The organism is Nocardia spongicola, assembly GCF_047200775.1.
In the GTDB taxonomy this organism is placed as follows: domain Bacteria; phylum Actinomycetota; class Actinomycetes; order Mycobacteriales; family Mycobacteriaceae; genus Nocardia.
Genome location: NZ_JBJZOO010000002.1, coordinates 348,791 through 373,146 on the forward strand (window position 1 = coordinate 348,791; position 24,356 = coordinate 373,146).

A 24,356-nucleotide genomic window follows, 5' to 3' on the forward strand; every position below is an offset into this window, starting at 1 on the left:
TCCGGTTCCGGGAGAAGTTTCGTATCAGTGGGCTCGGGCATCGCACCACTGCTGCCGGAGGCGGAGCAGGCTCGGCATCGCTGACCTCAATCGCCCACGGTGATGGCCGCGGCCTCTTCGACGCTGTGCGGTGTGGGATTGTGATCGCCGATATGGGTGAGGGCCGCTCGACCGGCGAACAGCACGAGTACGGCGGCCACAGTGCATGCGGCACCGACCCAGAACGGCAGGGCGATAGCGTGTTCGCCCAGCTTTCCGGCGAGATAGGGGGCACAGGCGCCGCCGGCGAATCGGACGAAGCTGTAGGCGGCCGATGCGGTGGACCGCTCCACCGGCGCCGAGATCATCACGGCCTCGGTGATCAGCGTGTTGTTCACGCCGAGGAACAGGCCTGCCAGGACGGTGCCGACGATAAGCACCGATTTATGCTCGGCGAACGCGGCCATTATCGCCAGATCTGCCGCGAACAGGCTCAGCGAGAGTCCCATCATCGGCAGCGAGCCGAAGCGGCGCTGCAGCCGTGGCGCCAGAAACACCGAAGCGATAGCGAGCAGCACACCCCAGCCACAGAAGATGAAGCCGATCGCATAGGTGCCCATATCCAAGGGAAACGGAGTGTACGCGAGCAGGGTGAAGAAGCCGAAGTTGTACAGCAGGGCGGTGATACTCAGGATCAGTAGCCCGCGGTGGCGTAATGCTCGGAACGGCGCGGCGATCGAGGTGCGCTGAGCGGGTTCGGGTGCTTGCGGTAGCAGCACGATAACACTGACCAGTGCGACGGCCATCAGTACCGAGACGCCGAAAAACGGTCCACGCCAGCTGATTCCGCCCAGCAAGCCGCCGAGCAGCGGTCCGGTGGCGATACCGATGCCCAATGCCGCCTCGTACAGGATGATCGCGCGGGCTACCCCGCCACTGGCCGCGCTGACAATGCTGGCCAGCGCGGTAGCGATGAACAAAGCGTTGCCGAGACCCCACCCCGCGCGGAAGCCAACGATCTGTCCGACGGTATCGGACATGCCTGCCAGCGCTGCGAATACGATGATGATCACCAATCCGGCCTGCAGTGTCGCCTTGGCGCCGAAGCGACTGGAGATAACGCCGGTTATCAGCATGGCCACCCCTGTCACCAGCATGTAGCTGGTGAACAGCAGCGATACTTCCGCCGGTGAGGCGTTCAATTGTTCACCGATCGGTTTGAGAATGGGATCGACCAATCCGATACCCATGAATGCGATCACGCTGGCGAATGCCACCGCCCACACGGCCTTTGGTTGCTTGGTGTGGTGCACAACCGAAGTCGCGATGCTCATCAGTACTTCCTATGGTTCTCTTCGCGGGGCTCTTTCATGTTGTCCCGCAGCTGCTTTCATAGCGTCCAGTAGGTCGTGTAATTCGGTGTCCAGTCGCGTCAGGCGTTCGGTGTCGAAGCCGGGAAGCCGGTCACCGATCTCGGTGGCCAGCGCCTGGCGGAATCGGGCGAGACGAGCGTGTCCGGCCGGGGTGAGTTCGATGATGACGGCTCTCGAGTCCGCGGGATCCTTGCGCCGGGAGGCGAATCCTTCCGCGACCAGCTTGCCGGTAAGCACCGTCGCCGAAGGTTGGGAGCATCGGTCGATCATGGCGAACTCGCTGATCCGCACAGCGCCGTGTTCGTCGAGTACCGCAAGCGCACGCGCCATCGCGCGGGGCAGATTGTCACCGCTGATCACCCCGGCGAGTCGGGTCACTCTGCCCGCGGTGACGAGGAGATCGACGATGATGCTGTCCGCTGCGCTCATCCGGTCCTGCTGCACAACTACTATATTACATAGGATAACTATATATCTGCCGGCGAATCGCGTTTTCTCTGATTTAACGATTCCCTAACGATCAGAAGCGCATTGTGCGGATACTATGAACACATAGTTCGAATTCCTCTCCTGTTGGCTTGAAAGTTCTTTTCTCGCCCCGTATTTCGGAAAGCAGAAGAAGGGAATGTCCTCGAGAGTTCGTATCGATCGGCAAAGCACAAGCGGGCGATACGAGAGAAGAGGGAAGTCGAGCGAATGAAACCGGAAGGGAGGTGGGTGCATCCACATCGAATCGTTTCGCGAACCGGTCAGGAGGCCGGACACCGCGAATTGTTCCTGAGACCGGTCCTGTCGATCAGTTCTGGGCACTGGCGCATGTCGGTCTCAGGAACAAAGATCAAACGCTGAGTATCTCAGCGTACCGTGTGTGGAACTGGGAAGACGAGGTTCTGGCGGTAGTTGTCCCAGAAGCCGAGTCCATTGTAGAGATCAGTGTCGACCTCTCGGATGCCTGGACTCATCGTGGATATACCACAGCGTCGGGGACGATGCCCGTGACTAGCCCTGTAGAGACGGTAGGGGATACCGAAGCCTGGGCTTTCTGCTTCGCCAGCCGGGATCGCCGATCTCGTCTCCAGTTCTGCGCGAGAAATTTCTACTACGGCCTCATACCGACTGGGCGACCGGTCGTCGAGGGGCGCCGAACAATTGCGCGTCCGCGTGTGCGCGCTTGAAGAACAATTGCGCGTCGTGCTCCCAGGTGATCGCGATGCCCCCGTGTAACTGGATAGTCTCGGCTGCGATGGTATTGAGCGCCGTAGAACAGTGGACACGGGCCACCCAGACATCTTCGGCAGCCGAAGGGCTGTCTATCGCTACGGCCGTGGTGGCGGCGACGGACGCGGATCGAGCTGATTCCAGCAGTACGTACATATCCGCCATCCGGTGTTTGAGCGCCTGGAAGCCACCGATCGCCCGGCCGAACTGCACCCGGGATTTGGCATAGTCCACAGTCATCTCCAGACAGCGCTCAGCAGCGCCTACCTGTTCGGCGGCCACAGCGGCCCACGCGATCCGGCGAAGCCTGGTACTGGTCGTCGCTGGATCCGCGGAGCCGAGACGGTGTGCTCGCGCTGCGGCGAAGACTACTTCGGTGAGGCGACGGGTGGGATCCATGGTCGGTGCGCGGCGTCGGGTGACGCCGGCTACCGAGGGATCGACTTCGAAGAGACCGGTCGGTGTGACGACGATGAGGGTGTCGGCGGTCATCCCGTCGAGGACATAATGCGCGGTCCCGGTGAGCGCGCCGTCTTTTTCCCGCACCCCGAGTTCGTCCCAGCCGCGTTCGCTCGCCCAGCACACCGCTATCGTCCTGGTGCCCTCGGCCACTTCGGGCAGCAGCCGCGCACATGCCTCGGCATCACCCGACAGCAGTACGGCTTGCCCGCCGAGTACGGCCGAGCCGAGCATCGGCACTCCGGCGAGAGTGCGTCCCAATTCGCCTACCACCAGAAGTGCTTCCACCAGACTCGCCTCGAAGCCGCCGTATTCCGCGGGGATGGCCAGTGCGCCGACGCCGATCTGCTCACACAGCAGTTGCCACAGTGCCGGGTCGTAGCCGAGTTCGGTATCCATCGCCGCGCGCACCGCGGCCGACCCGGCGTGCTTGGTCAGCAATGCCCGAACCGAGGCGAGGAATTCCCGGTGTTCCGCGGTGCTCATGGTGTGTCTCCCGCCGTAGGCTCCCCAGTGGCATCGCTGCGCAGTGCGTTGGCGATCCGGGAGCGGTGTAGGTCTGCGCTGCCCCACGCCGAACGCAGTGCGGTCACTTTGGTCAACCACAGCGAAAGGTCGTACTCGGCGGTGTAGCCGATCGCGCCGTGTACCTGGAGTGCGGTACGAGCGGCGTGATAGGCCGCGTCGCCGCAGGCGACCACAGCGGCCGAGACATCGCGGCTCCGCGTGGGCTCGGTCATGGTCAGTGCGGCGCGGTAGAGCAGTGGCTCGGCCAGATCCAGTGCGATGAGTACATCGGCGAGCTTCTGTTTCACGGCCTGGAACTCGCCGATCGGCCTGCCGAACTGTTTGCGCTGTTTGGTGTACTCGGTGGAAGTGTTCAGCAGCGCCCGGCCCGCCCCGAGTAGCTGGGCCGCGCAAGCCAGCGCTCCGGTGTCGAATCCAGTGGCCGCGGCTTCGGGTAAGTGTTCGCCCTCGGCGATGGTGTCGTCGGCGGCGATCGCGAACAACCGGCGCGCTGGGTCGATCGAACGCACTTGACCGGCGCGGTGCCCGGTGCGCAGGCGCGTGCCTTCTACCGAGAGCACAACTTCGGCGGTGTCGGCATCCAGCGCCACACTGCTGTGGCCTGGTGTAGGGAAGGAGATCGTGCCGAGCGCGGCGCCACCGGCGAAGCCGGGCAGCCATCGTGCGGCCAAGCCGGTATCCGGAAGTGCCTGTAACAGAGCGGGAATAACGGCCGCGGTCTCTATCAGTGGCCCCGGTGCGGCAGCCCGTCCGATTTCCTGGAATGCCACGACCAGATCGATCGGTTCGGCACCACTACCACCGTATTCCTCCGCGACGGTCAGCCCGAGCACACCGGCCCCGGCCAGCTGCCGGATCAGTGCGCGCCCCGGACTCGGATCGCCTGCGGCCCACGCGCGTGCGGCGGTCGGTGTGCGACAGGCATCGAGGAGCTTGCGCAGGCCGACACCGAAATCGAGTTGTTCGGGGCTGAGCGCGAATCTCATCGGCTGCTTCCTCTCGGTAGTCCGAGCAGCCGCTCGGCGATGATATTGCGCTGGATCTCGTTGGTGCCCGCGTAGATCGGGCCGGATAGCGCGAACAGGTATCCGTCGGTCCATGGTCCACAGCGCTCGGCCACCGGGCCGAGTACATCGAGTGCGGTCTCATGCATGGTGATGTCGAGTTCGGACCAGAACACCTTGGTGATAGAGGATTCCGCACCGAGCTTGCCGCCCTCGTCGAGCCGGGTGACCGTGCCGAGGGTGTGCAACCGGTACGCTTCGCTGCCGATCCAGGCATCAACCACCGCGTCGCGTTGTGTGGTGCTGTCCGGATCGCCTACCCGCAGCCACAGGTCGATCAGTCGCTGTGCGGTGGCGCTGAATCGGCCAGGGCTGCGCAGCGAGAGGCCACGTTCGTTACTGGAGGTGCTCATCGCCACGCGCCAGCCCGCACCGGGTTCGCCGATCACATCACGGTCGGGTACGAAGACATTGTCGAGGAAGATCTCCGCGAAGCCGGGCTCACCATCCAACTGCGGAATCGGGCGCACTGAAACGCCGTCGGCGGTCAGCGGGAACATCACATAGGTGAGACCCTTGTGTCGTTCGGCTTCGGGATCACTGCGGAACAGCCCGAACGCCCAGTCGGCGAAGGCGGCGCGCGAACTCCAGGTCTTCTGACCGTTCAGCAGCCAGCCGCCGGTGGTGCGTTCGGCGCTGGAGCGGATTCCGGCCAAGTCGCTGCCCGCCTCCGGTTCCGACCACGCCTGAGCCCAGATATCGTCGCCGCGTGCCATGCGCGGCATGATCCGTGCCAACTGTTCCGGTGTGCCGTGTTCGAACAGTGTCGGGGCCAAAAGGAAGATGCCGTTCTGGCTGACCCGCCCCGGTGCCCCCGCCGCGTAGTACTCCTGCTCGAACAGCACCCATTCCAGTAGCGAGGCATCACGGCCACCGAACTCCTCCGGCCAGGCGACCGCGGAGAACTTGGCATCGGCCAGAGTATGTTCCCACGCTCGATGCGCCTCGAATCCGGCTTTGGTATCCATCGATGGCAGCGGTTGTGCCGGTGTGTTCGCGGCGAGGAATTCGCGGACCTCCCGCTGGAATTCTTCAGTCGCCTGGTCGAGATCCAGATCCACTACGTCGTTCCGTTCTGTCCGGTGCTGCTCGCGGAAGTCTTCATCGACTTGGCGTTCATGCCACCCAGTGCGTCGGTACCGACTTCGGCGTTGTGCGCGTGCGCGAAGTGATGCAGCCCGAAGACCGAATCCATACCCGACCGCATGCCCATCAGGTCCTCGGCCTGGTTGACCGCTTTCTTGGTCAGGGCCAGGCCGAATTGCGGCATGGTGGCGATCTTTTCGGCGAGTGTCATGGTCTCGGCCTCGAGTTCGTCGCGCGGCACCACTCGGTTGACCATGCCCCATTCCTTGGCCTGCGCGGCACCGAAACGGTCGCCGGTGAAGAGGAATTCCTTGGCCGCACGTGGACCGAGTACCCAGGGGTGGGCGAAGTATTCGACCCCTGGAATGCCCATTCGGACAACGGGATCGGAGAAGAACGCGTCCTCGGAGGCGATGATCATATCGCATACCCAGGCCAGCATGAGCCCGCCTGCGATACAGGCGCCCTGCACCATGGCGATGGTGGGTTTGGGAATCTCCCGCCAGCGCCTGCACATGCCGAGGTAGACCTCCAGCTCCCTGGCGAAGCGCTGATCGCCGCCGACCCGGTCGACGTGATCCCACCACAGCGCGGCCTTGTTCTGGTATCGCACATGGTGGTCGCGGCCGGGGGTGCCGATATCGTGCCCGGCGCTGAAGTGTTTCCCGTTGCCTGCCAAGACGATAACGCCGACCTCTGGGTCCTCCACGGCACGCTCGAAGGCGGCGTCGAGCGCGTAGGTCATCACCGAATTCTGCGCATTGCGATATTCCGGCCGGTTCATCGCGATGATCGCGACGCGTCCGCGGCGGGTGTAGGTGACCACTTCACCCTCATGTTCTTCCCCGACGGGGTCGGCCGGTTCCGGCATCACGACTTCTCCTCACGTAATTGACGCTTGAGTACTTTCCCCGCGGAGCTGTAGGGCAGCTGATCACGGAATTCGATGAACCGAGGCACTTTGAAGTTGGCCAGCGTGGTGGTGGCGTGCGCGAGTACTTGCTCCTCGGTGAGCGTCGCGCCGGCCCTGCGCACCACGTACGCCTTACCCACTTCGCCCATTCTGGTATCGGGCACACCGATGACAGCGGATTCGGCCACACCGTCCAACCGGGCCAGTACCTGCTCGATCTCGGCCGGATAGACATTGAAGCCGCCGCAGATGTACATGTCTTTGAGCCGGTCGGTGATCTTCAGATATCCCCGGTCGTCGATCGTGCCGACATCTCCGGTATGCAGCCAGCCATCGGTGTCGATGGCCTCGGCGGTGCTGTCCGGGTCGTCCAGATAACCGAGCATTATGTTCGGTCCACGGAGTAAGACCTCACCTGCCTCGCTGAGCCGCAACTCGAAGTCGGCGATCGGCTTGCCGCAGGTGTTCGCGATGGTCTCGGCATGGTCCTCGGCTCGGCACATGGTGCCGAAGCCCGCTGCCTCGGACAGGCCGTAGGCGGTCAGGACTACGTCGAAGGTGAGTTCCGAACGCATCCGCTCGACCAGCACCACCGGTACGGTGGCGGCGCCGGTGACGGCCACTCGCAGGCTGCTCAGATCGAACGCGTCCCGGTCGGGGAAGTCCAGGATCGTCTGATAGATGGTCGGCGGCCCCGGCAGTACCGTGACCTTCTCCGCACCGATGCGCCGCATCGTCTCCGGTACATCGAAGGTCGCCTGCGGGATGATCGTGGCGCCGGTGACCAGGCAGGCCAGAATGCCCGCTTTGTAGCCGAAGTTGTGGAAGAACGGGCTCACCACCAGGTAGCGGTCGTCGCTACGCAAGGTGGCGCATTCCGCCCAGGCGCGTACCACCGCGAGGGCTTGCCGGTGTGCGATCAGGGTGCCTTTACTGCGCCCGGTGGTACCGGAGGTGAACAGGATGTCGGAAATATCGCCTGGACCGACCGCCGCGGCGCGTTCCTCGGCTTCGGCCACCGTGACCGACGCGGCGACGGCCGCCAGCTCCGACCAGTCCAGTGCGGCGGCATCGGTATTCGCCGAGCCCGGCTCGACCGGAATGACCACTACGGTTTCGATAGCGAGGTCCGGTGCGGCAGCACGTAATTCGGCGAGCCGATCGCGGCCGAGGAAATTCCCCGCGATGAACAGCACCCGCGCGCGCACCCGGCCGAGCACATCGACGGCCTCGTCGGCGACATAGCGGGTGTTCAACGGCACCAGTGCGGCGCCGGTGTAGTGCGCGGCGAGGGCGGCGATCACCCAGTGGTTGGTATTGGGCGCCCACATGGCCACCCGATCGCCTGCGCGCACGCCGCGTGCGATGAGGGCTCGCGCCACCTCTTGGACGGCGTCGAGTAGCTGGGTCCAGTCCAGCCGGACCGCGCCATCCACGATCGCCGGGGCGTCGCCGAAGGTCCGAGCGGCGTGGTGCAATGCCATCGGTGTCGTCTGAGCAGGGGTTGTCACGGTTGTCCTTACCGTCCGCGAGCCACTTATGCGCACGCTCTACAAAGCAAGTGCTTGGTAGGTTATCCTACCGGCGTGGGTGCTATCCAGACCTCAGAATCCGACACTGCCGCGCCGGATGGGCGGTTTTCCGCCACTGAAGACGCGCGTTTCGCCGCCGAGGTGCGTGAGTGGCTGGCGGAGAACCTCGACGGGGAATTCCGCGCACTGCGCGGTTTGGGTGGGCCGGGGCGCGAACACGAGGCGTTCGACGAGCGCCTGGCCTGGGATCGGCATCTGGCTGCCGCGGGATGGACCTGTCTCGGATGGCCCGAGGAATACGGTGGCCGTGCGGCCACCGTGCGCCAGCAGGTGATCTTCCATGAGGAGTACGCCAAGGCCAATGCCCCGGCGCGGGTCTCGCACGTCGGTGAGGAACTACTCGGCCCGACCCTGCTCGCCTTCGGCACCGAGGCCCAGAAGGAGAGATTCCTGCCCGGCATCCGCACCGTTTCCGAACTGTGGTGCCAGGGGTACTCCGAACCCGGTGCGGGCTCGGATCTGGCTGCCATCGCCACCGCGGCGCACCTGGATGGCGACGAGTGGTCGATCACCGGGCAGAAGATCTGGACCTCGCTGGCGCATGTGGCGGACTGGTGCTTCGTCATCGCCCGTACCGAGCGTGGCTCCACCAGGCACAAAGGTCTGTCCTACCTGCTGGTTCCGATGAAACAGCCGGGAATCGACGTACGCCCGATCATCCAGCTGACCGGTACCTCGGAGTTCAACGAGGTTTTCTTCGACAATGCCCGCACTGCGGCCGATCTGGTGGTCGGCGAACCGGGCGACGGCTGGCGCATCGCCATGGGCACGCTCACCTTCGAGCGCGGTATCTCCACCCTGGGGCAGCAGATCCAGTTCGCTCGCGAACTGGCCGATATCGAGGCGCTGGCCCGCCGCAGCGGGGCAGCCGACGACCCGCTGATCGCCGAGCGGATCGACCAGGCATGGATCGGTCTGCGTGTGCTGCGCGCGCACGCTATGCGCACGATGGAGGGTGCGGGCGTCGGCGGTGCTACGCAAGGCTCCGCTCCGGCTCGAAAAAATATCGGGGTGGACGACGGCGGTCAGGCCTCGGTGGCGAAGCTGCTGTGGGCCAACTGGCATCGCGGCCTCGGCGAGCTGGCGATGGCTGTGCTCGGCGCTCGCGGTCTGGTAGCAGGCGAGGGCGATCTCACCGAATGGCAGCGGCTGTATCTGTTCACCCGCGCCGACACCATCTACGGAGGTTCGAACGAAGTGCAGCGCAATATCATCGCCGAGCGGGTGCTCGGACTGCCACGTGAGGCGCGCCCGTGACCGGGCCGCTGTCGGTGGTCCCCGAACCCGTCGCAGGGCATGGACTGCTGACCGGACGCACCGCGGTGATCACCGCCGCCGCCGGTACCGGTATCGGCTCGGCTACCGCGCGCAGACTGCTGGCCGAGGGTGCGGACGTAGTGGTTTCCGACTGGCATGAGCGGCGTCTGACGCAGACGGCGGCCGAACTCGCCGAAGAGTTCCCGGCTCGGCGGATCGCCTCGATTCCCTGTGATGTGCAACATACCGAGCAGGTGAACGAGCTGGTTCGTGGCGCGGTCGAGGCGCTGGGCCGGATCGACATCATGGTGAACAACGCCGGACTCGGCGGGGAAACGCCGGTAGTCGATATGACCGACGAGCAATGGGAGCGGGTCCTGGATATCACCCTCAACGGCACCTTCCGCTGCACCAGGGCCGCGCTCGGCTACTTTCGCGAGGCAGGCCACGGTGGTGTGATCGTGAACAATGCCAGCGTGCTCGGCTGGCGGGCGCAGCACGGCCAGGCGCACTACGCCGCGGCCAAGGCCGGTGTGATGGCACTGACCAGGTGCAGTGCTGTCGAGGCTGCCGAGCTCGGGGTCCGGATCAACGCAGTGGCCCCGAGTATCGCCAGGCACGCTTTTCTGGACAAAGTCAGCTCCACCGAATTGCTGGACCAGTTGTCCGAGCGAGAAGCATTCGGCCGGGCGGCGCAACCGTGGGAGGTCGCCGCGACGATCGCGATGCTGGCCAGTGACTACACCACCTACCTGACCGGTGAGGTGGTCTCGGTGAGTAGCCAACGCGCCTGATTCACCGGAGATTCTGTGGGGCCTTCACCGCCTGGCGGTGCGCAGGCGCGAGCGAACGTAGCGGGCAATCATCGAGCATCTGCTTACCCGGCGTCTTTGCCGCAGTAGGCGCACCGCAACGGGATCACCTTCCCGTATCTGGCGCCGTACCTGCGGTAGGCGGCTGATCAGGGAGAAAGGGTGGGCAGGAGGGCGGGGGGATATGCCATGCTGGATGGGATCGGATACGCGCTCGTCAAGGGGGCGATGATTATGGGTCCGGATCGCCCGCCCGTCCGCGAACAACTGGAAATCGAATTGGTGCGTGCGGTGGTGCTGGCCAGGCGGCGGTTGGACAGCTTGGTGCGTTCCGCACTCGCCCTCGGCGCCGAGCTCATGGAGTACACCTCCGAGCATGCCGTCGTGCGGGCCGCCACCCGCGTTCTGCAGCAGTACTCCGTCGACGAGGACGAACTCGTCGCTGATCCACGCGGTGCGCTGTGTGCCGATCTGGTGTGTGATCGCAGGGGTGGCGATGGGGCCGATAGTCCCGCCAGTGAAGAGGAAAGGCGGAGGCAGCGCCGGACGGATCTGCTCTGTGAGGTCCGTACAGATTTGTTGGAGGTCCTTTCTCGGTGCCAACAGCTCCAATTCGACCGATCAGCCTTTGTGAGCGAGATTGCCCGTGGGTTATGCGCCGCCACCGACAAACTGGTGATCGACGCCGATATGGACACCTATAACGCCTGGCGTCGTGGCATGTTGCTCGGGCTGAGCGAGGTGCCGATCCCCAACGGTCCGCCGCGGGTGATGGCCACGGTGGACGCCGGGCCGGGCCGGGATCCGGTCACCGTGGAATGGGACAGTTGTGAACGCCGTCTGGCGCTCGTCGCGCGGATGACCAGGGCGGGAGTCTCGCCTGTGGTGATCTGCGATCGGCTGCTCGCCGACCTTTCGGTTTCCTCCCCGCTGCGCTACTCGGAGCGGTGAGCATCCCTATCGACCAAGCAAATGCTTGGTTGTAGTATGGGGTAGGTGACCGCACCAGACGCCTCGAAGTCCGCACGTCGCGGTGAGTTGCTCGCCTTGGCCGCCGAATTGTTCGCAGAACAGGGCTTGCGCGCTACCACCGTGCGTGACATCGCCGACGCGGCAGGCATCCTCTCGGGGAGCTTGTACCACCATTTCGATTCCAAGGAGTCGATGGTGGACGAGATCCTGCGCGGTTTCCTCGATGATCTGTTCGGGCGTTATCGCGAGATCGTCGACTCCGGATTGAGTTCGCGAGCCACCTTGGAAGCCTTGGTGGTCGCCTCCTATGAGTCGTTCGACCGCTGGCACGCCGCGGTAGCGATCTATCAGGCCGAGGCCAAGCGGCTGCGCACCGTGGAGCGGTTCAGTTACATCGCCGACTACAACCGGGAATTCCGTGAGTTCTGGCACCGGGTATTGACCGACGGCGTCGAAGACGGCAGCTTCCGGCCGGAACTCGATGTCGAACTCGCCTATCGGTTCCTGCGCGACACGGTGTGGGTCGCGGTGCGCTGGTATCGGCCCGGCGGCCCCATCACCGTAGCCAATCTTGCCAAGCAGTACCTGACCATCGTGCTCGACGGACTCACCGTCCCCGAGCACAGCACGTAGGAGTCCTTATATGTCAGCATCTTCCACGTCCCGCCGTCCGTATGCCCCACTGCGGGACGCCTACGTGATCGATGCGGTGCGTACCCCGGTCGGCAAGCGCGGCGGCGCCCTGGCAGAGGTACACCCGGCCGATCTGGGTGCGACCGTACTACGCGGACTACTGGACCGAAGCCCGGTGGATCCAGGCCTGGTGGACGATGTCATCGTTGGTTGCGTCGACAATATCGGTCCGCAGGCGGGAAATATCGGTCGCACCATGTGGTTGACCGCGGGATACCCCGAAGAGGTCCCCGGTGTCACGGTGGACCGGCAGTGCGGATCCAGCCAGCAGGCCATCAATTTCGGCGCGCAGGCCATCATGAGCGGCACCGCGGAAATGATCGTCGCGGCAGGCGTACAGAATATGAGCGCTATCCCGATCTCCGCGGCCATGCTCGCGGGCAAGGAGTACGGTTTCGACTCACCGTTCGTCGGCGCGCGCGGATGGGACCACCGCTACGGCACCGGTGAGGTATCGCAGTTCCGCGGCGCCCAGATGATCGCGGAGAAATGGGGTATCAGCCGCGAGGATATGGAGCATTGGGCGCTGCGCAGCCATGAACGGGCCCGCGACGCCATCAAGAACGGACGTTTCGACAACGAGATCGTTCCGGTCGGCGACTTCTGGATCGACCAGGGGCCGAGGGAGACCAGCCTGGAGAAGATGGCCACCTTGCCCGCGCTGGCCGAGGGCAGTCCGCTCACCGCCGCCGTGGCCAGTCAGATCTCCGACGGGGCGAGCGCTACCCTGCTCGCCTCGGAATGGGCGGTGCGGGAATACGGCCTGACACCGCGGGCACGTATCCACCATGTGAGCGCGCGCGGCGCCGATCCGATCGTCATGCTCAGCGCACCGATCCCGGCGACCAAGTGGGCGTTGGCCAAATCCGGCCTCACCATCGAGGACATCGATGTGGTCGAGATCAACGAGGCCTTCGCCCCGGTGGTGCTGGCCTGGCTGAAGGAGACCGGCGCTGACCCGGATCGGGTCAATGTCAACGGTGGTGCGATCGCGCTCGGTCACCCGCTCGGCGCCACCGGCGCAAAGCTTTTCGCGACGCTGCTCAACGAGCTGGAGCGGGTCGAAGGGCGGTATGGCCTGCTGACCATCTGCGAGGGTGGCGGCACCGCCAACGCGACCATCATCGAGCGCCTGCCGCACTGATCCCGGCTTGGTGGCACGTCGGCGACTTCACGTCGCCCGACGTGCCACCAGGGACGACTGTGGGCTGTACCTACAGCTCTCTAGACGGATTATCACGCAAGCGGCTTGCGGTTACCAGAGCGCCGACCGTCAATCCACCCACAAGAGCCGCCACCAGAACAAGCAATACTCCAGCAATCGAATGGGACGAGAACCAGGTTCCCACAGCCGATATGACAGCGACGATCACAACAGCTGAGATCACCCTGGCTGGAATTGCTCGTAGTGCCCGCATCACGCTTTCCATGCGCTCTGCTCTCCCCTCGATAGGTATTTGGCCTACGCGGTCAGCGTACAGTGAAGCTCGCTTATCGGACGCGCTCAGCCGCAACGGATGTCGTCGGAGTGATCAGGTGAAGCTCCGGCTCACCAGGGCAGATGTCCGTCCCTTCCGGGTCAACGCGGTGGATGAGCGGAGTGATATGGCGGCACCGGAGCGCTGTTCGACCGCCATTCGACTACCGTCGGTAACAGAGCCGTCAGCTCGAGCGGACGGCCTGCTCGAGCTGACGGACTACGGCCTCGCCGATTTCGCTTCCCCGGCAAGCGCACCGAGCGCATCGATCCGCGCGAGTGCGTCGGTGACGATCCGATCGATGAGTTCTGCGCAGGTGGGCAGATCATCGATGATCCCGGTGACCTGGCCTGCGGCGAGTACACCAGCCTTGGTGTTGCCCTCGACCAGTCCGGCGCGCAGCAGCATCGGAGTATTGGCAGCCATGATCACCTGAGACCAGCTGAGGTCTTTGGTCTTTCGCATGGCGAGGCCATCACGGATCATGGTGGACCATTTCATACCGGTCATACTCTTGAACCGGGTCGCATTGCCCACCGCCGCGGTGAGCCCACGCCAGCGCCCGGCATGCTCCAGGCGTTGTACCAGCTCGGTGTTCAGCACGCGGTGCGGCATACCGTCGACCTTGACCGACACCACCGTGTCTTGGAGCTGTCTGCGCAGGTATTCCTGTTTGACGGCATCGGGGACCGTGCTTTCCTGGGTGAGCAGGAATCGGGTGCCCATCGCGACGCCCGCCGCACCGTAGGCCAGGGCGGCGGCCAGGCCGCGCCCGTCGAAGAAACCGCCTGCCGCGACCACGGGGATATCCACCGCGTCCAATACCGATGGCAGCAGCAGGGTGGTGGCCACCGGGCCGGTATGCCCGCCGCCCTCGCCGCCCTGCACGATCACCGCATCCGCACCCCAGGACGCCACTTTGCGCGCGTGTTTGGCGGCGCCGATCGACGGGATAACCACTACGCCGGCATCTTTCAGCTTGGCAATGAGATCCTGTTTTGGTGCGAGCGCGAAGGAGGCGACCGCCACCTTCTCCCGGATCAGCAAGTCGATCCGTTCGGGGGCGTCGGCGGCATCGGCACGGATATTCACACCGAACGGTTTCGCGGTGTGTGCCTTGGTCTTCGCGATGGCCGCCTCCAGCTCGGCGAAGGTCATGGTGGCTGAGGCGAGGATGCCGAGACCGCCTGCTTCGGCGGTGGCGGAGACCAGACTCGGGCCTGCCACCCAGCCCATACCGGTCTGCACGATCGGGTGCTCGATGCCGACCAGATCGGTCAGCGCGGTGCGTAGACGGGGGCTCATGCCGCGTCCTTTGCTGTTATGCGCAGGACTACGAGCGGGACCGGTGTGGTCACGCCGCGTTGCCTCCGCGTGGTTCGATCACTCATGATGGGACCTCGTTTTCGCGAGTCTTCCTCGGGTCGAGTACCTCGCGGATAAGACGCAGTTGCTCGGTGGTCGGCAGTGGTGTCTGCCCTGCCTCAGCGAGGCCTGCGATCTCGAAGGAGGTGTTCTCCGCGACTTCCTCGATGGTGACGCCGGGATGCAGACTGCGGGCACGCATGGTGTGGCCGGGACCTTCGAAATCGAAGACGCCCAAGTTGGTCACCACGCGGTGCAGGTGCAGGAAGCGATAGGCCGGATTGGTGGGATCGACCTTGTCGTATCCCACGCCGGAGACGATATCGACTCGATCGGTGAAAACGCGTCTGGTGTGCCGTGCGACCCAGTAGCTGGTCGCGTGATTGATCGTGTTACCAGGGGCGCCGCGTACCCCGAACATCTGCCGGGTCGGCTGCTGCAACGGGCCGAAGGCAGAGAGGTTCTGATTGCCGAAGCGATCGATCTGGTTGGCGCCCATCACCACGTGCCTACGGCCGGAGGCCAGCGTGTCGAAGACCTTCCGGAACGGAATCCAGCCCTCGATCGGTGCTTTGCCGTCCAGCGGGGGAGTGTCGGCGAGCAGCAATGCCTCACCGTCGGACAACAGCAGGTCCGGTTCGGTGGTCAGCCTGGCCAGCCGCGCGCCGAGCTGCGCCATCGGCGTCATCGGGCTGGCTATGATTTCCCCTGCGCCGTGGAAGATCTCCGCGCAGGCGACCGCGCACACCTCGGCGCGGGTAATGGTCTCGGTGCTGGTCATCACGCCTCCTGTGTCCTGCGGGAGTTCCCGCGCCCCGTCGGCGTGGTGAGTGCTTCGCGATTGTTTCTCATCACGCCTCCTGTGTCTTGCGGGAGTTCCCGCGCCCCGTCGGCGTGGTGAGTGCTTCGCGATTGTTTCTCATCACGCCTCCTGCGCGAATCGCTGTACGGCGGCCTGGTACTGCTCTTCGGAGCCGGTCAGGTAGGTATCGACGAATCGCTGCCACGCTTCGGGTGTTTTGGCGGATTCGGCATAGTGCTTCTGGAATTTCTCATCTCGGCCGTAGTTGTCCGCGGCCAGAGTGAAATGCGCGCCACCCGGCGCTTCCACCACACCGTCGACCATCATGCGGTTGAGCAGTAGTGCCTGCAGTGGCACGGTTTTCACCAGTTCCTCGGTATCGACCACATGTTCCACCGAGACATAGCGTCGTTGAGCGGCCAGGCAGAACAGATCGTCGAAGTACGGATCGACGCCGGTATAGGCCGCATTGCCGTGCGCGTCACCCAGATTCAGATGCACCAGCGCCGCGTCGAGATTCAACGCCGGCATAGCGATCAGCGTCTCTGCCTTGCCGTCCGGCCCTGGGTACGGGGATTCGATTGTCTTCAGCTCACCTTCCCAGAAGTTCGGGACATCCGAGCCGAGCCCGGCACGGATCGGCAGGAACGGCAGCCGCGCCGCTGCCGCCTCCAGCCCGCATTTGAGCATGCCTTCGTCCATTTCGCGGGCGATCAGCGTGCCGGTGGTGCGGGCCTTGGCGAACCACGGATCGTAGAACGGCGGCGAATCGAGTGAGACGAAGCCGTAGTACGCCTTGCGCACCTTTCCCGCCGAGCACAGCAGCCCGAGGTCAGGACCGCCGTAGCCAACTATCGTCAAATCCGTGAGGTCCGAACGAAGGATGGCCCGTACCAGTGCCATCGGCTTGCGTCGCGACCCCCAGCCACCGATGCCGATGGTCATCCCGCTGCGCAGTTCGCCGACAACATTGTCGAGCGACATCCGCTTGTCTCGCATGGCGTTTCTCCTTATCGACCGGACTTGCGCGCCGCGAGGTCGTCGTCGAACCTGGCGCGGATCTCGTCGGCGACGCCGGCGAGATTGAGTTCGAAGGTGAATCCCTGCTCGTACCGGTAGCTGCGCTGTACGTCCTGTACGTCGATGCCGTTGAGGGCCCGTTTCGCCGCCCGGATCACCCGCCCGTCCTTGGCTGCGATGTTCTCGGCCAGTTCCAATGCCGCCGCGTCCAGTTCGGCGCGCGGCACCACCTGGTAGACCGAGCCGTAGTGGTGGAGCTGCTGTGCGGTGATGGTGCTCGCGGTATAGAACAGCGCCCGCATCAGATGCTGGGGTACCAGCCGCGCCAGGTGGGTCGCCGCGCCGAGTGCGCCCCGGTCCACCTCGGGCAGGCCGAATGTGGCGTCATCGGAAGCGATCACGACATCCGCGTTGCCGACCAGTCCGATACCGCCGCCGAGGCAATAGCCCTGCACGGTAGCGATCACCGGCACCTGGCATTCGTAGACCGCGCCGAAGGCCTCGAAGCAACCGTGGTTGGCGTCGATCAGAGCTTGGTGACCTGGCTTGCTCTGGATCTCCTTGATGTCGACGCCTGCGTTGAAGCCGCGGTTGGCCGCGCGTAACACCACCACTCTGGTGTCCGGATCGCGACCTGCCGCGCGGACTTCGTCGGCGATGGCGAACCAGCCATCGGTCGGGATGGCGTTGACCGGCGGGTAGTCGACCGTGATCACGGTGATGCCGCTTGATTCGGAATGACGGTTGATCCCCATCGCGAGTCCCATCGTGTGTATCGGTGCGTCCGGTTCCGCGAGCATTGGCAAAGCAAGCAGTTGCTTGGTAGGTTAGCACGGTGGCACTCGAAATCGATCTGGCCGGTCGCGTGGTTTTGGTGACCGGCGGTGTGCGTGGCGTAGGTGCTGGGGTGAGCAGGGCGCTGCTCACCGCGGGAGCGACTGTGGTCGCGTGCGCGCGGCGACCGGCTGATGTTCCGGTTCAGATTCATGGGCGAGCTATCGATTACCTGCCGTGCGATGTCCGGGATGCGGACGCGGTGGGTGTGCTGGTCGAGACGATCGTCGAGCGCTACGGACGGTTGGACCATCTGGTCAACAACGCGGGCGGTGCGCCTTTCGCGTTGGCGGCCGAAGCGAGTAAGAATTTCCACGCGAAGATCGTCGAGCTGAACCTGCTCGCCCCCTTGTTGGTGGCGCAGGCCGCGAACGCGGTGATGCAGCGACAGGACGAGGGCGGCTCGATCGTCAATATCTCCAGTGTCAGCGGGCATCGTCCGTCGCCGGGTACCGCGGCCTATGGTGCGGCCAAGGCAGGCATGGATAGCCTCACCGCATCGCTCGCGGTCGAGTGGGCACCGAAAGTGCGGGTCAATTCCTTGGTGGTCGGACCGGTCGATACCGAACTGAGCCGGCTGCATTACGGCGATCAGGACGGTGTCGACGCGGTGGGCCGGACCATTCCGCTCGGTCGGCTGGCTTGTCCGGACGATGTCGGCCGCTGCGCTGTTTTCCTGGTCTCACCGCTGGCCGCCTACATCAGCGGGGCAGCACTGCTGGTGCACGGCGGTGGTGAGCGGCCTGCCTTCCTCGCCGCCGCCACGACGCACCATCAGTCCTGAACAACCCGGACATATACGAGAAGGACACAGGTATGGACACCGAGCAGATCTGCGCAGGGCGCGTCGTCATCGTCACCGGTGCGGGCCGGGGTATCGGCCGGGCACACGCCCTCGCCTTCGCCGCGGCGGGTGCCAAGGTGGTGGTCAACGACCTCGGCTCGGCATTGGATGGCCTGTCCACCGCGGAGACTCCGGCCGATCAGGTGGTCGCGGAGATCAAGGCGCTCGGCGGCGAAGCCGTGGCCAATGGTGCGGACGTCGCGGACTGGGCCGGGGCACGCAGCCTCGTACATCAGGCCGTCGATACGTTCGGCAGGCTGGATGTGCTGGTCAACAATGCGGGTTTTGTGCGGGACCGCATGCTGGTCAACCTGAGCGAAGACGAGTGGGACGCGGTGATCCGGGTGCACCTCAAAGGCCACTTCGCCACGATGCGGCACGCCATCGAGTACTGGCGCGCGGAGTCCAAGGCAGGCCGTCCTGTCGATGCAAGGATCATCAACACCAGCTCTGGCGCTGGTCTGCAGGGCAGCGTCGGGCAGGGCAATTACGGTGCGGCCAAGGCCGGTATCGCGGGTCTCACGCTGACCGCCGCCGCCGAATTCGCTCGTTACGGCGTTACGGTGAACGCGATCGCGCCTGCCGCGCGGACCAGGATGACCGAGACGGTATTCGCGGAGACGATGGCCGAGCCGGAGGACGGTTTCGACGCGATGGCGCCAGAAAACGTGTCGCCACTTGTGGTGTGGCTCGGCAGTGCGCAGTCGGCAGCGGTCACCGGGCGGATGTTCGAAGTCGAAGGTGGCAAGGTCGCGGTCGCTGATGGCTGGCGGCACGGGATCGCTGTCGACCGTGGCGCCCGCTGGGATCCGGCCGAACTCGGACCCGTGGTGGCCGATTTGATCGCCAAGGCGGTTGTGCCGGAGCCGGTCTACGGAGCCTGATCCGTGTTGCGGGTGAGCCGTATACCGCGGAGCTGTGCCGGTACCGGGTGGACTGATCGGGCCAGGATCCGAGGTCGAGTTGGGATAGCTGAGAAGGTCGTTTCCGAGCCTTCCCTAGTTGATCGACTTCGGACGAATGCAATCAGTATGAGGCAATATTGCGCGGCCAGTTGCCTATTCAAATCAATCCACTATTCGAACCAACCGGTTTGTAGGAAAACTGGCTGAATGCGAACTTCAAACCCTGTAGTCGTGTTGAAAGCGACTATGTGCTCGGTTTTTCCGAACAAAACCACATGTCGGCTCGGTATGCTTCGCTATTTCTTCGGGCATGGCGGCCCTGTATCGCGTGCTGAGACCTTCCCCGCATACAGCACAGCACGGTGCGACCTCATGAGGTCGCACCGTGCTGTGCTGTATGCGGAAGAAGCTACTCGGTGCCGTCCGGAGGAATTTCGGGCAAGCCCTCGCTGGCCCGCAACTTCTCCGCCATGGAGGTGAGTAGGTTCTGTGATTCTTCGGACAAGTCGAACGCTCTGCTCGACAGCCTCCGCAGTCCGTAGCCCTGCAGCTGGGACAGCAGTTCGAGATCATGATCGATCTTGGCGGCATAGATGTCGTTGAAGAAGTAGTCCGGCTTGACCTTGAAGAACTTCGCCAAAGCGGACACTGTCTCATCGGACGGGTTTGTCCGCTGCCCCGACCGCAACTGCGACAGGTACGGTTTCGAGATCGGATGCCCGGAGGCCGTCAGTGCTGCCGCGACCTCCGCGTTGGTATGCGGCTTACGCCCAGGGGGATGCACGGTTTCGAACAGCTTGTTCAGCCGCGCCGCGAAATCAGCCATTGTGAGCCGCCCAATTCCCTTCACTGTACTAACAGTCGTTATCTCGGATACGCATCATTGATATTAGCGGCTCAGTAACTGAAAACCTACGCCTGATTCCAGATTTCCTTGAAGCTTCTAGGGTTGAACGCGGCGAAGCCGCTGGGGCGCTTGCGTTTGCGGGGTACCCCAACGGCTCTCGAGAATGGGCGTTATGACCAGATTCCAGCCCGTCGTTGCGTTCTCACGGCAGAGGATCTCGATAGCCGTAAGGTAACTGATATCTCCGTGGTGGGATCATCCACACGCATGTGTGGCGTATGACACTTTTTCGCTCGCGAGGAATGAATCTTCAACCAATCCCGTGGGAACGCTTGAAGTTCTCATAAGCGCTCGATGATCGTCCCTGTCGCAAGTGCGCCACCGGCGCACATGAGCACCATAGCGGTGCTGCGATCCGAGCGCTCCAGTTCATGCAAAGCTGTTGTGATCAGGCGTGATCCAGTGGATCCGACAGGGTGTCCGAGTGCGATCGCGCCGCCGTTGACATTGACCCGATCCAGGTCCGGCCGGTGCACCGAGGCCCAGGAGAGGGGGACCGATGCGAACGCCTCGTTGATCTCGAAAAGATCGATATCGTCGAGAGACATCCCCGAGTGCTTCAGCAGCCGGGTGCATGCCTGTACCGGGCCGTCGAGGTGGAACTCGGGTTCGGCGCCGACCACCGCCTGGGTGACGATTCGTGCCCTCGGGGTCAAACCGGCTCGCTGTGCCGCTTTTTCGTCCATCAGCAGGACCGCCGCGGCGCCGTCGGAGATCTGCGAGGATGATCCCGCGGTGTGTACGCCACCCTCCAGGACCGGCTTCAGCTCGGCCAGGCCTTCCACTGTGGTCGCACGCAGGCCCTGATCCTTTGTCACATCCAGCTTTTCGCCGGTGAGATTGCCCTCCTTGTCGACCGCGGGCGCACTGATGGTGAGCACTTCGCGATCGAACCGGCCTTCCTCCCATGCCTGTGCGGCCAGACGTTGTGAGCGGGCACCGAACTCGTCTACATCGGCGCGAGTGATACCGCGCCGCTTGGCAATTCGCTCTGCTGCTTCGAACTGGTTGGGCAGGTCGATATTCCACGAGGCGGGCCTGCGCGGCCCGGCGTTCTCGCCGACGTTGGCGCCGAGCGGGACTCGGCTCATCGCCTCTACACCGCAGGCCATGCCGGTCTCGATGGCATCGGCTGCGATCAATCCGGCGATCAGGTGATTGGCCTGCTGGGCCGAGCCGCATTGGGTGTCGATGGTGGTAGCGCCGACCTGCCACGGCAGGCCTGCGTGCAGCCAGGCCACTCTGGTGACATTATTGGACTGCTCGCCCGCTTGTGTGACGCAGCCGCCGATAACCTGCTCGACCTGCATGGGGTCCAGATGTGCTCGCTCGAGCAGTCCGCGTTGGGCCAGGCCGAGCAGTTCGGCCGCGTGCAGGCCCGACAGCCAGCCGCCGCGCTTGCCGATCGGGGTACGTACGGCCTCGACGATTACCGGTGTGCCCATGTCCAACCTTTCCTCACGGAGCATAAAACTGAAACGCGTTCATGGCACTGATGGAAGCGGAATCGGATCGGTTTCTTTCCTCATTCTCTCACCTGTGCTTGAATGATTATAGAACGTGTTTCAGTTTCTCGAAGGAGACATCTGGTGGTAGACACTGGGAATGCCCGGCCGAATCTGCCGGACGGATTCGACGTCACGGATCCAGACATCTACGCCGAGCGCCTTCCGGTCGAGGAGTTCGCAGAACTACGCCGGACCGCGCCGATCTGGTGGAATCCGCAGCCGCCCGAGATCGGTGGCTTCCAAGACGAAGGCTTCTGGGTGCTCAGTAAGCATGCCGATGTCAAAGAGGTGTCGCGGCGCAGCGATGTGTTCTCCAGCTATGCGAACACCGCTATTCCGCGTTTCAGTGACGACATCACTCGCGAGCAGGTCGAGCTGCAGCGCGTCGTTCTGTTGAACATGGACGCACCCGAGCACACCAAACTGCGCAAGATCGTCTCGCGGGGGTTCACACCGCGGGCGATCAACGGCCTGCGCGCCGAGCTCTCGGCCCGCGCCGAGGCCATCGTGAAGGCCGCTGCGGAATCGGGCTCCGGTGATTTCGTCACCCAGGTGGCCTGTGAGCTGCCGTTGCAGGCTATCGCCGAGCTGATCGGCGTTCCGCAGGAAGACCGGATGAAGCTGTTCAACTGGTCCAATGAGATGACCGGTTATGACGATCCGGAGAACACCGTCGATCCGGTCGCGGCCTCTGCCGAGATCCTTGGTTACTCGTACCAGATGGCGGCCGACCGCAAGCAGTGTCCAGCCGACGATATCGTGACCACCCTGATCGAGGCCGATATCGATGGTGACAAGCTCACCGAGGAGGAGTTCGGCTTCTTCGTCATCATGCTCACTGTCGCGGGCAACGAGACCACGCGCAATGCCATCACCCAGGGCATGATGGCGTTCCTGGAGCACCCCGACCAGTGGGAGCTGTTCAAGAAGGAGCGCCCGGCCACGGCCGCCGATGAGATCATCCGCTGGGCCACTCCGGTCAACTCGTTCCAGCGGACCGCGCTGGAGGACTTCGAACTCAGCGGTGTGCAGATCAAGAAGGGGGATCGGGTGGTGATGTTGTACCGCTCGGCCAACTTCGACGAAGAGGTCTTCGACCACCCGGAGAAGTTCGACATCATGCGCGCGGACAACCCGCATCTGGCCTTCGGCGGCACCGGTGAGCACTACTGCATCGGGGCGAACCTGGCCAGGCTGGAGGTCGACTTGATCTTCAACGCCATCGCCGATCACCTGCCCGACATCACCAAGATCGGTGACCCGAAGCGTCTTCGCTCGGGGTGGCTCAATGGGATCAAGGAGTTCTCGGTCGACTATAAGACCTGCCCGGTCGCGCACTGAGACAGCGCAAGGGCCCTCGCACTGTGGGGGGTGCGAGGGCCCTTGTCATGTGCCGGGATGGTGGCCGATTGTTCAGTCGACCGGCCGTGCTGTCGCCATGGCGCGATCGATTTCCCAGAACGCGCGTAGCGCGACGATCTTGCCGTCGTCGTCCACTCGGTAGGTGAACACACCGTCGGCATCGACCCGATGACCGCCGATCGTGCTGCGGATGGTGCCGGTGAAGGCGACCTCGTTGCCGCAGGCGAACGAGTCGTCGAACAGGAACTCGATCAGATCGGTCGCGGCGATCGCTTTGTCCCAGAATGCGGCGATGGCCTCTTTACCGTGATGCCCCTTGCCCTCCGGATCGAAGCCGGAGGGGCCGATGGGGTCCTCTATGCCTGCGTCCTCGGCGAACAACGCGACCCACGCCTGCTTGTCCCGCGCTCGGACCGCGGCCTGTGAGGCCAGGCCCGCGGCCCTGGCCGGATGTTCCGTGGTGGCAGTCATACGCGCTCCCTGGACTGGTGGGGTGGCCGTTACGGTGCCGCCACGATGGGTTCGGCTATGTATTGCTCCGCGAACTTGTGTAGCGAGTCCTGTTTGGCGGCGAGCTCGCCATCGAAGCCGATCCCGTCGGCCAGCCAGGGCACCACAATCGCATCGGTGACGCAGGCATCGGCCAGATCCTGATATCCGGACCGGCCGAAACGATCGACACAGACCGCCTGGATCTCGAACGGTTCATCGCTCCGGCCGAACTCGGCGCGCAGTGTGTCGAGCTTCTCGATGGTCCGCCGCAATTCGTCGTAGGTCATCATGGCCGAGGTCCAGCCGTCGCCGACCCTGGCGGCGCGGCGCAGCGCAGGGGCGGTGTGTCCGCCGATATAGAACGGCACCGGTTCACTCGGCGCCGGGCTGATCTGCAATGGTTCGAAGTCGAAGAACTCGCCGTGGTACTCGACCATTCCGCCGGCCAAGACCAGCTTGATGACTTCGATCATCTCGTCCACCCGAGCGCCACGCCGGGCGAACGGCACGCCACACCACTCGAACTCCTCCGGCGCCCAGCCGATGCCGACGCCGAACCCGAAGCGGTTGCCGGACAGATTGGCCACCGAGCCGACCTGCCTGGCCAGCAGCAGCGGGTTGCGTGAGCCCAGCTTCAACACATTCGTGTAGAAGCGGATCCGGCTGGTGACGGCCGCCATGGCGGCCGCGCCGATGAGTGGATCGACCCATGGACTGTCCGGTCCCCAGAATCTGCTGCCGTCGGCGGTATAGGGGTATTCGGCCGTCGCCGACTGCATGTAGAACAGCGAGTCCGGCAGCGCGATCGACGAAAAACCGCACTCTTCAGCGGTTTTCGCGAGCTCAGGCAGCTGCTCCAGCGGACTCATCGCGATCCCGATGGTGAATTTCAG

The 24,356-nt window shown here is 64.1% G+C and carries 23 protein-coding genes; 8 read left to right on the forward strand and 15 right to left on the reverse strand.

Annotation, left to right across the window (positions count from 1 at the left end; genetic code table 11):
- Positions 1–86: 86 nt before the first annotated feature.
- The 7 genes from ACL02S_RS06610 to ACL02S_RS06640 form a co-directional block, all read right to left on the reverse strand.
- Positions 87–1,313, reverse strand: a complete 1,227-nt coding sequence (locus ACL02S_RS06610) for an MFS transporter (RefSeq protein WP_412801402.1) — start codon at positions 1,311–1,313, stop codon at positions 87–89.
- A gap of 9 nt (positions 1,314–1,322) precedes the next feature.
- A complete protein-coding gene (locus tag ACL02S_RS06615; RefSeq protein WP_412801403.1) occupies positions 1,323–1,781 on the reverse strand; it encodes a MarR family winged helix-turn-helix transcriptional regulator in 459 nt (152 codons plus the stop codon).
- A gap of 678 nt (positions 1,782–2,459) precedes the next feature.
- Positions 2,460–3,515: an acyl-CoA dehydrogenase family protein gene (locus ACL02S_RS06620; protein ID WP_412801404.1), complete on the reverse strand. Its 1,056-nt coding sequence runs from the start codon at positions 3,513–3,515 to the stop codon at positions 2,460–2,462.
- Positions 3,512–4,543, reverse strand: coding sequence for an acyl-CoA dehydrogenase family protein (locus tag ACL02S_RS06625; RefSeq protein WP_412801405.1), 1,032 nt, complete (start codon positions 4,541–4,543; stop codon positions 3,512–3,514). The genes ACL02S_RS06620 and ACL02S_RS06625 overlap by 4 nt, the downstream gene beginning before the upstream one ends.
- Positions 4,540–5,682, reverse strand: coding sequence for an acyl-CoA dehydrogenase family protein (locus tag ACL02S_RS06630; RefSeq protein ID WP_412801406.1), 1,143 nt, complete (start codon positions 5,680–5,682; stop codon positions 4,540–4,542). The genes ACL02S_RS06625 and ACL02S_RS06630 overlap by 4 nt, the downstream gene beginning before the upstream one ends.
- A complete protein-coding gene (locus tag ACL02S_RS06635; protein ID WP_412801407.1) occupies positions 5,682–6,578 on the reverse strand; it encodes an enoyl-CoA hydratase in 897 nt (298 codons plus the stop codon). The genes ACL02S_RS06630 and ACL02S_RS06635 overlap by 1 nt, the downstream gene beginning before the upstream one ends.
- Positions 6,578–8,131 carry a FadD3 family acyl-CoA ligase gene (locus ACL02S_RS06640; protein ID WP_412801408.1) on the reverse strand — a complete coding sequence of 518 codons (1,554 nt, stop codon included), beginning with the start codon at positions 8,129–8,131 and terminating at the stop codon, positions 6,578–6,580. The genes ACL02S_RS06635 and ACL02S_RS06640 overlap by 1 nt, the downstream gene beginning before the upstream one ends.
- 84 nt (positions 8,132–8,215) lie before the next feature.
- Here ACL02S_RS06640 and ACL02S_RS06645 point away from each other — a divergent pair, with 84 nt between their 5' ends.
- The 5 genes from ACL02S_RS06645 to ACL02S_RS06665 all read left to right on the forward strand — a co-directional run bounded on the left by ACL02S_RS06645 (position 8,216) and on the right by ACL02S_RS06665 (position 13,090).
- On the forward strand, positions 8,216–9,469 hold the full coding sequence (locus ACL02S_RS06645; protein WP_503129048.1) for an acyl-CoA dehydrogenase family protein: 1,254 nt from the start codon (positions 8,216–8,218) through the stop codon (positions 9,467–9,469).
- Positions 9,466–10,263 (forward strand): SDR family oxidoreductase, encoded by a 798-nt coding sequence (locus ACL02S_RS06650; RefSeq protein ID WP_412801410.1) that lies wholly within the window; start codon positions 9,466–9,468, stop codon positions 10,261–10,263. Before ACL02S_RS06645 ends, ACL02S_RS06650 begins: the two co-directional genes overlap by 4 nt.
- A 207-nt stretch (positions 10,264–10,470) precedes the next feature.
- Positions 10,471–11,232, forward strand: coding sequence for a hypothetical protein (locus ACL02S_RS06655; protein WP_412801411.1), 762 nt, complete (start codon positions 10,471–10,473; stop codon positions 11,230–11,232).
- Between the two features lie 45 nt (positions 11,233–11,277).
- Positions 11,278–11,886 carry a TetR/AcrR family transcriptional regulator gene (locus ACL02S_RS06660; protein ID WP_412801412.1) on the forward strand — a complete coding sequence of 203 codons (609 nt, stop codon included), beginning with the start codon at positions 11,278–11,280 and terminating at the stop codon, positions 11,884–11,886.
- A gap of 10 nt (positions 11,887–11,896) precedes the next feature.
- The gene (locus ACL02S_RS06665) at positions 11,897–13,090 is read left to right on the forward strand and encodes an acetyl-CoA C-acetyltransferase (protein ID WP_412801413.1); all 1,194 of its coding nucleotides are present in this window, start codon (positions 11,897–11,899) and stop codon (positions 13,088–13,090) included.
- A 553-nt stretch (positions 13,091–13,643) separates the two neighbouring features.
- Here the strand turns inward: ACL02S_RS06665 and ACL02S_RS06670 are convergent.
- The 4 genes from ACL02S_RS06670 to ACL02S_RS06685 form a co-directional block, all read right to left on the reverse strand.
- Positions 13,644–14,729, reverse strand: a complete 1,086-nt coding sequence (locus tag ACL02S_RS06670; protein WP_412801414.1) for an NAD(P)H-dependent flavin oxidoreductase — start codon at positions 14,727–14,729, stop codon at positions 13,644–13,646.
- Between the two features lie 82 nt (positions 14,730–14,811).
- Complete coding sequence (locus ACL02S_RS06675; protein WP_412801415.1) at positions 14,812–15,570, reverse strand: CoA-transferase subunit beta; 759 nt, start codon at positions 15,568–15,570, stop codon at positions 14,812–14,814.
- A gap of 141 nt (positions 15,571–15,711) precedes the next feature.
- Positions 15,712–16,590 (reverse strand): CoA transferase subunit A, encoded by an 879-nt coding sequence (locus tag ACL02S_RS06680; RefSeq protein ID WP_412801416.1) that lies wholly within the window; start codon positions 16,588–16,590, stop codon positions 15,712–15,714.
- Positions 16,591–16,601: 11 nt separating this feature from the next.
- Positions 16,602–17,366, reverse strand: coding sequence for an enoyl-CoA hydratase family protein (locus ACL02S_RS06685; protein ID WP_412801417.1), 765 nt, complete (start codon positions 17,364–17,366; stop codon positions 16,602–16,604).
- A gap of 80 nt (positions 17,367–17,446) precedes the next feature.
- Here ACL02S_RS06685 and ACL02S_RS06690 point away from each other — a divergent pair, with 80 nt between their 5' ends.
- Positions 17,447–18,229 (forward strand): SDR family oxidoreductase, encoded by a 783-nt coding sequence (locus tag ACL02S_RS06690; RefSeq protein ID WP_412801418.1) that lies wholly within the window; start codon positions 17,447–17,449, stop codon positions 18,227–18,229.
- Positions 18,230–18,261: 32 nt separating this feature from the next.
- Positions 18,262–19,173, forward strand: a complete 912-nt coding sequence (locus ACL02S_RS06695; RefSeq protein ID WP_412801419.1) for an SDR family oxidoreductase — start codon at positions 18,262–18,264, stop codon at positions 19,171–19,173.
- A gap of 430 nt (positions 19,174–19,603) precedes the next feature.
- Here ACL02S_RS06695 and ACL02S_RS06700 read toward each other — a convergent pair whose 3' ends face one another.
- Positions 19,604–20,020 (reverse strand): helix-turn-helix domain-containing protein, encoded by a 417-nt coding sequence (locus ACL02S_RS06700; RefSeq protein ID WP_412801420.1) that lies wholly within the window; start codon positions 20,018–20,020, stop codon positions 19,604–19,606.
- A 362-nt stretch (positions 20,021–20,382) separates the two neighbouring features.
- Complete coding sequence (locus ACL02S_RS06705; RefSeq protein ID WP_412801421.1) at positions 20,383–21,546, reverse strand: steroid 3-ketoacyl-CoA thiolase; 1,164 nt, start codon at positions 21,544–21,546, stop codon at positions 20,383–20,385.
- A 102-nt stretch (positions 21,547–21,648) separates the two neighbouring features.
- Here ACL02S_RS06705 and ACL02S_RS06710 point away from each other — a divergent pair, with 102 nt between their 5' ends.
- Positions 21,649–22,950 carry a cytochrome P450 gene (locus tag ACL02S_RS06710; protein ID WP_412801422.1) on the forward strand — a complete coding sequence of 434 codons (1,302 nt, stop codon included), beginning with the start codon at positions 21,649–21,651 and terminating at the stop codon, positions 22,948–22,950.
- 72 nt (positions 22,951–23,022) lie between these two features.
- Here ACL02S_RS06710 and ACL02S_RS06715 read toward each other — a convergent pair whose 3' ends face one another.
- On the reverse strand, positions 23,023–23,442 hold the full coding sequence (locus tag ACL02S_RS06715; RefSeq protein WP_412801423.1) for a nuclear transport factor 2 family protein: 420 nt from the start codon (positions 23,440–23,442) through the stop codon (positions 23,023–23,025).
- Between the two features lie 29 nt (positions 23,443–23,471).
- Positions 23,472–24,356 carry a TIGR03619 family F420-dependent LLM class oxidoreductase gene (locus ACL02S_RS06720; protein ID WP_412801634.1) on the reverse strand — a complete coding sequence of 295 codons (885 nt, stop codon included), beginning with the start codon at positions 24,354–24,356 and terminating at the stop codon, positions 23,472–23,474.

Excerpts from the sequence above, each read along its gene's own strand:
- ACL02S_RS06610 (WP_412801402.1), bottom strand. The coding sequence starts at position 1,313 with ATGAGCATCGCGACTTCGGTTGTGCACCACACCAAGCAACCAAAGGCC.
- ACL02S_RS06615 (WP_412801403.1), bottom strand. The coding sequence starts at position 1,781 with ATGAGCGCAGCGGACAGCATCATCGTCGATCTCCTCGTCACCGCGGGC.
- ACL02S_RS06620 (WP_412801404.1), bottom strand. The coding sequence starts at position 3,515 with ATGAGCACCGCGGAACACCGGGAATTCCTCGCCTCGGTTCGGGCATTG.
- ACL02S_RS06625 (WP_412801405.1), bottom strand. The coding sequence starts at position 4,543 with ATGAGATTCGCGCTCAGCCCCGAACAACTCGATTTCGGTGTCGGCCTG.
- ACL02S_RS06635 (WP_412801407.1), bottom strand. The coding sequence starts at position 6,578 with ATGCCGGAACCGGCCGACCCCGTCGGGGAAGAACATGAGGGTGAAGTG.
- ACL02S_RS06655 (WP_412801411.1), top strand. The coding sequence starts at position 10,471 with ATGCTGGATGGGATCGGATACGCGCTCGTCAAGGGGGCGATGATTATG.
- ACL02S_RS06665 (WP_412801413.1), top strand. The coding sequence starts at position 11,897 with ATGTCAGCATCTTCCACGTCCCGCCGTCCGTATGCCCCACTGCGGGAC.
- ACL02S_RS06670 (WP_412801414.1), bottom strand. The coding sequence starts at position 14,729 with ATGAGCCCCCGTCTACGCACCGCGCTGACCGATCTGGTCGGCATCGAG.
- ACL02S_RS06675 (WP_412801415.1), bottom strand. The coding sequence starts at position 15,570 with ATGACCAGCACCGAGACCATTACCCGCGCCGAGGTGTGCGCGGTCGCC.
- ACL02S_RS06680 (WP_412801416.1), bottom strand. The coding sequence starts at position 16,590 with ATGCGAGACAAGCGGATGTCGCTCGACAATGTTGTCGGCGAACTGCGC.
- ACL02S_RS06685 (WP_412801417.1), bottom strand. The coding sequence starts at position 17,366 with ATGGGGATCAACCGTCATTCCGAATCAAGCGGCATCACCGTGATCACG.
- ACL02S_RS06695 (WP_412801419.1), top strand. The coding sequence starts at position 18,262 with ATGGACACCGAGCAGATCTGCGCAGGGCGCGTCGTCATCGTCACCGGT.
- ACL02S_RS06700 (WP_412801420.1), bottom strand. The coding sequence starts at position 20,020 with ATGGCTGATTTCGCGGCGCGGCTGAACAAGCTGTTCGAAACCGTGCAT.
- ACL02S_RS06705 (WP_412801421.1), bottom strand. The coding sequence starts at position 21,546 with ATGGGCACACCGGTAATCGTCGAGGCCGTACGTACCCCGATCGGCAAG.
- ACL02S_RS06710 (WP_412801422.1), top strand. The coding sequence starts at position 21,649 with ATGATTATAGAACGTGTTTCAGTTTCTCGAAGGAGACATCTGGTGGTA.
- ACL02S_RS06715 (WP_412801423.1), bottom strand. The coding sequence starts at position 23,442 with ATGACTGCCACCACGGAACATCCGGCCAGGGCCGCGGGCCTGGCCTCA.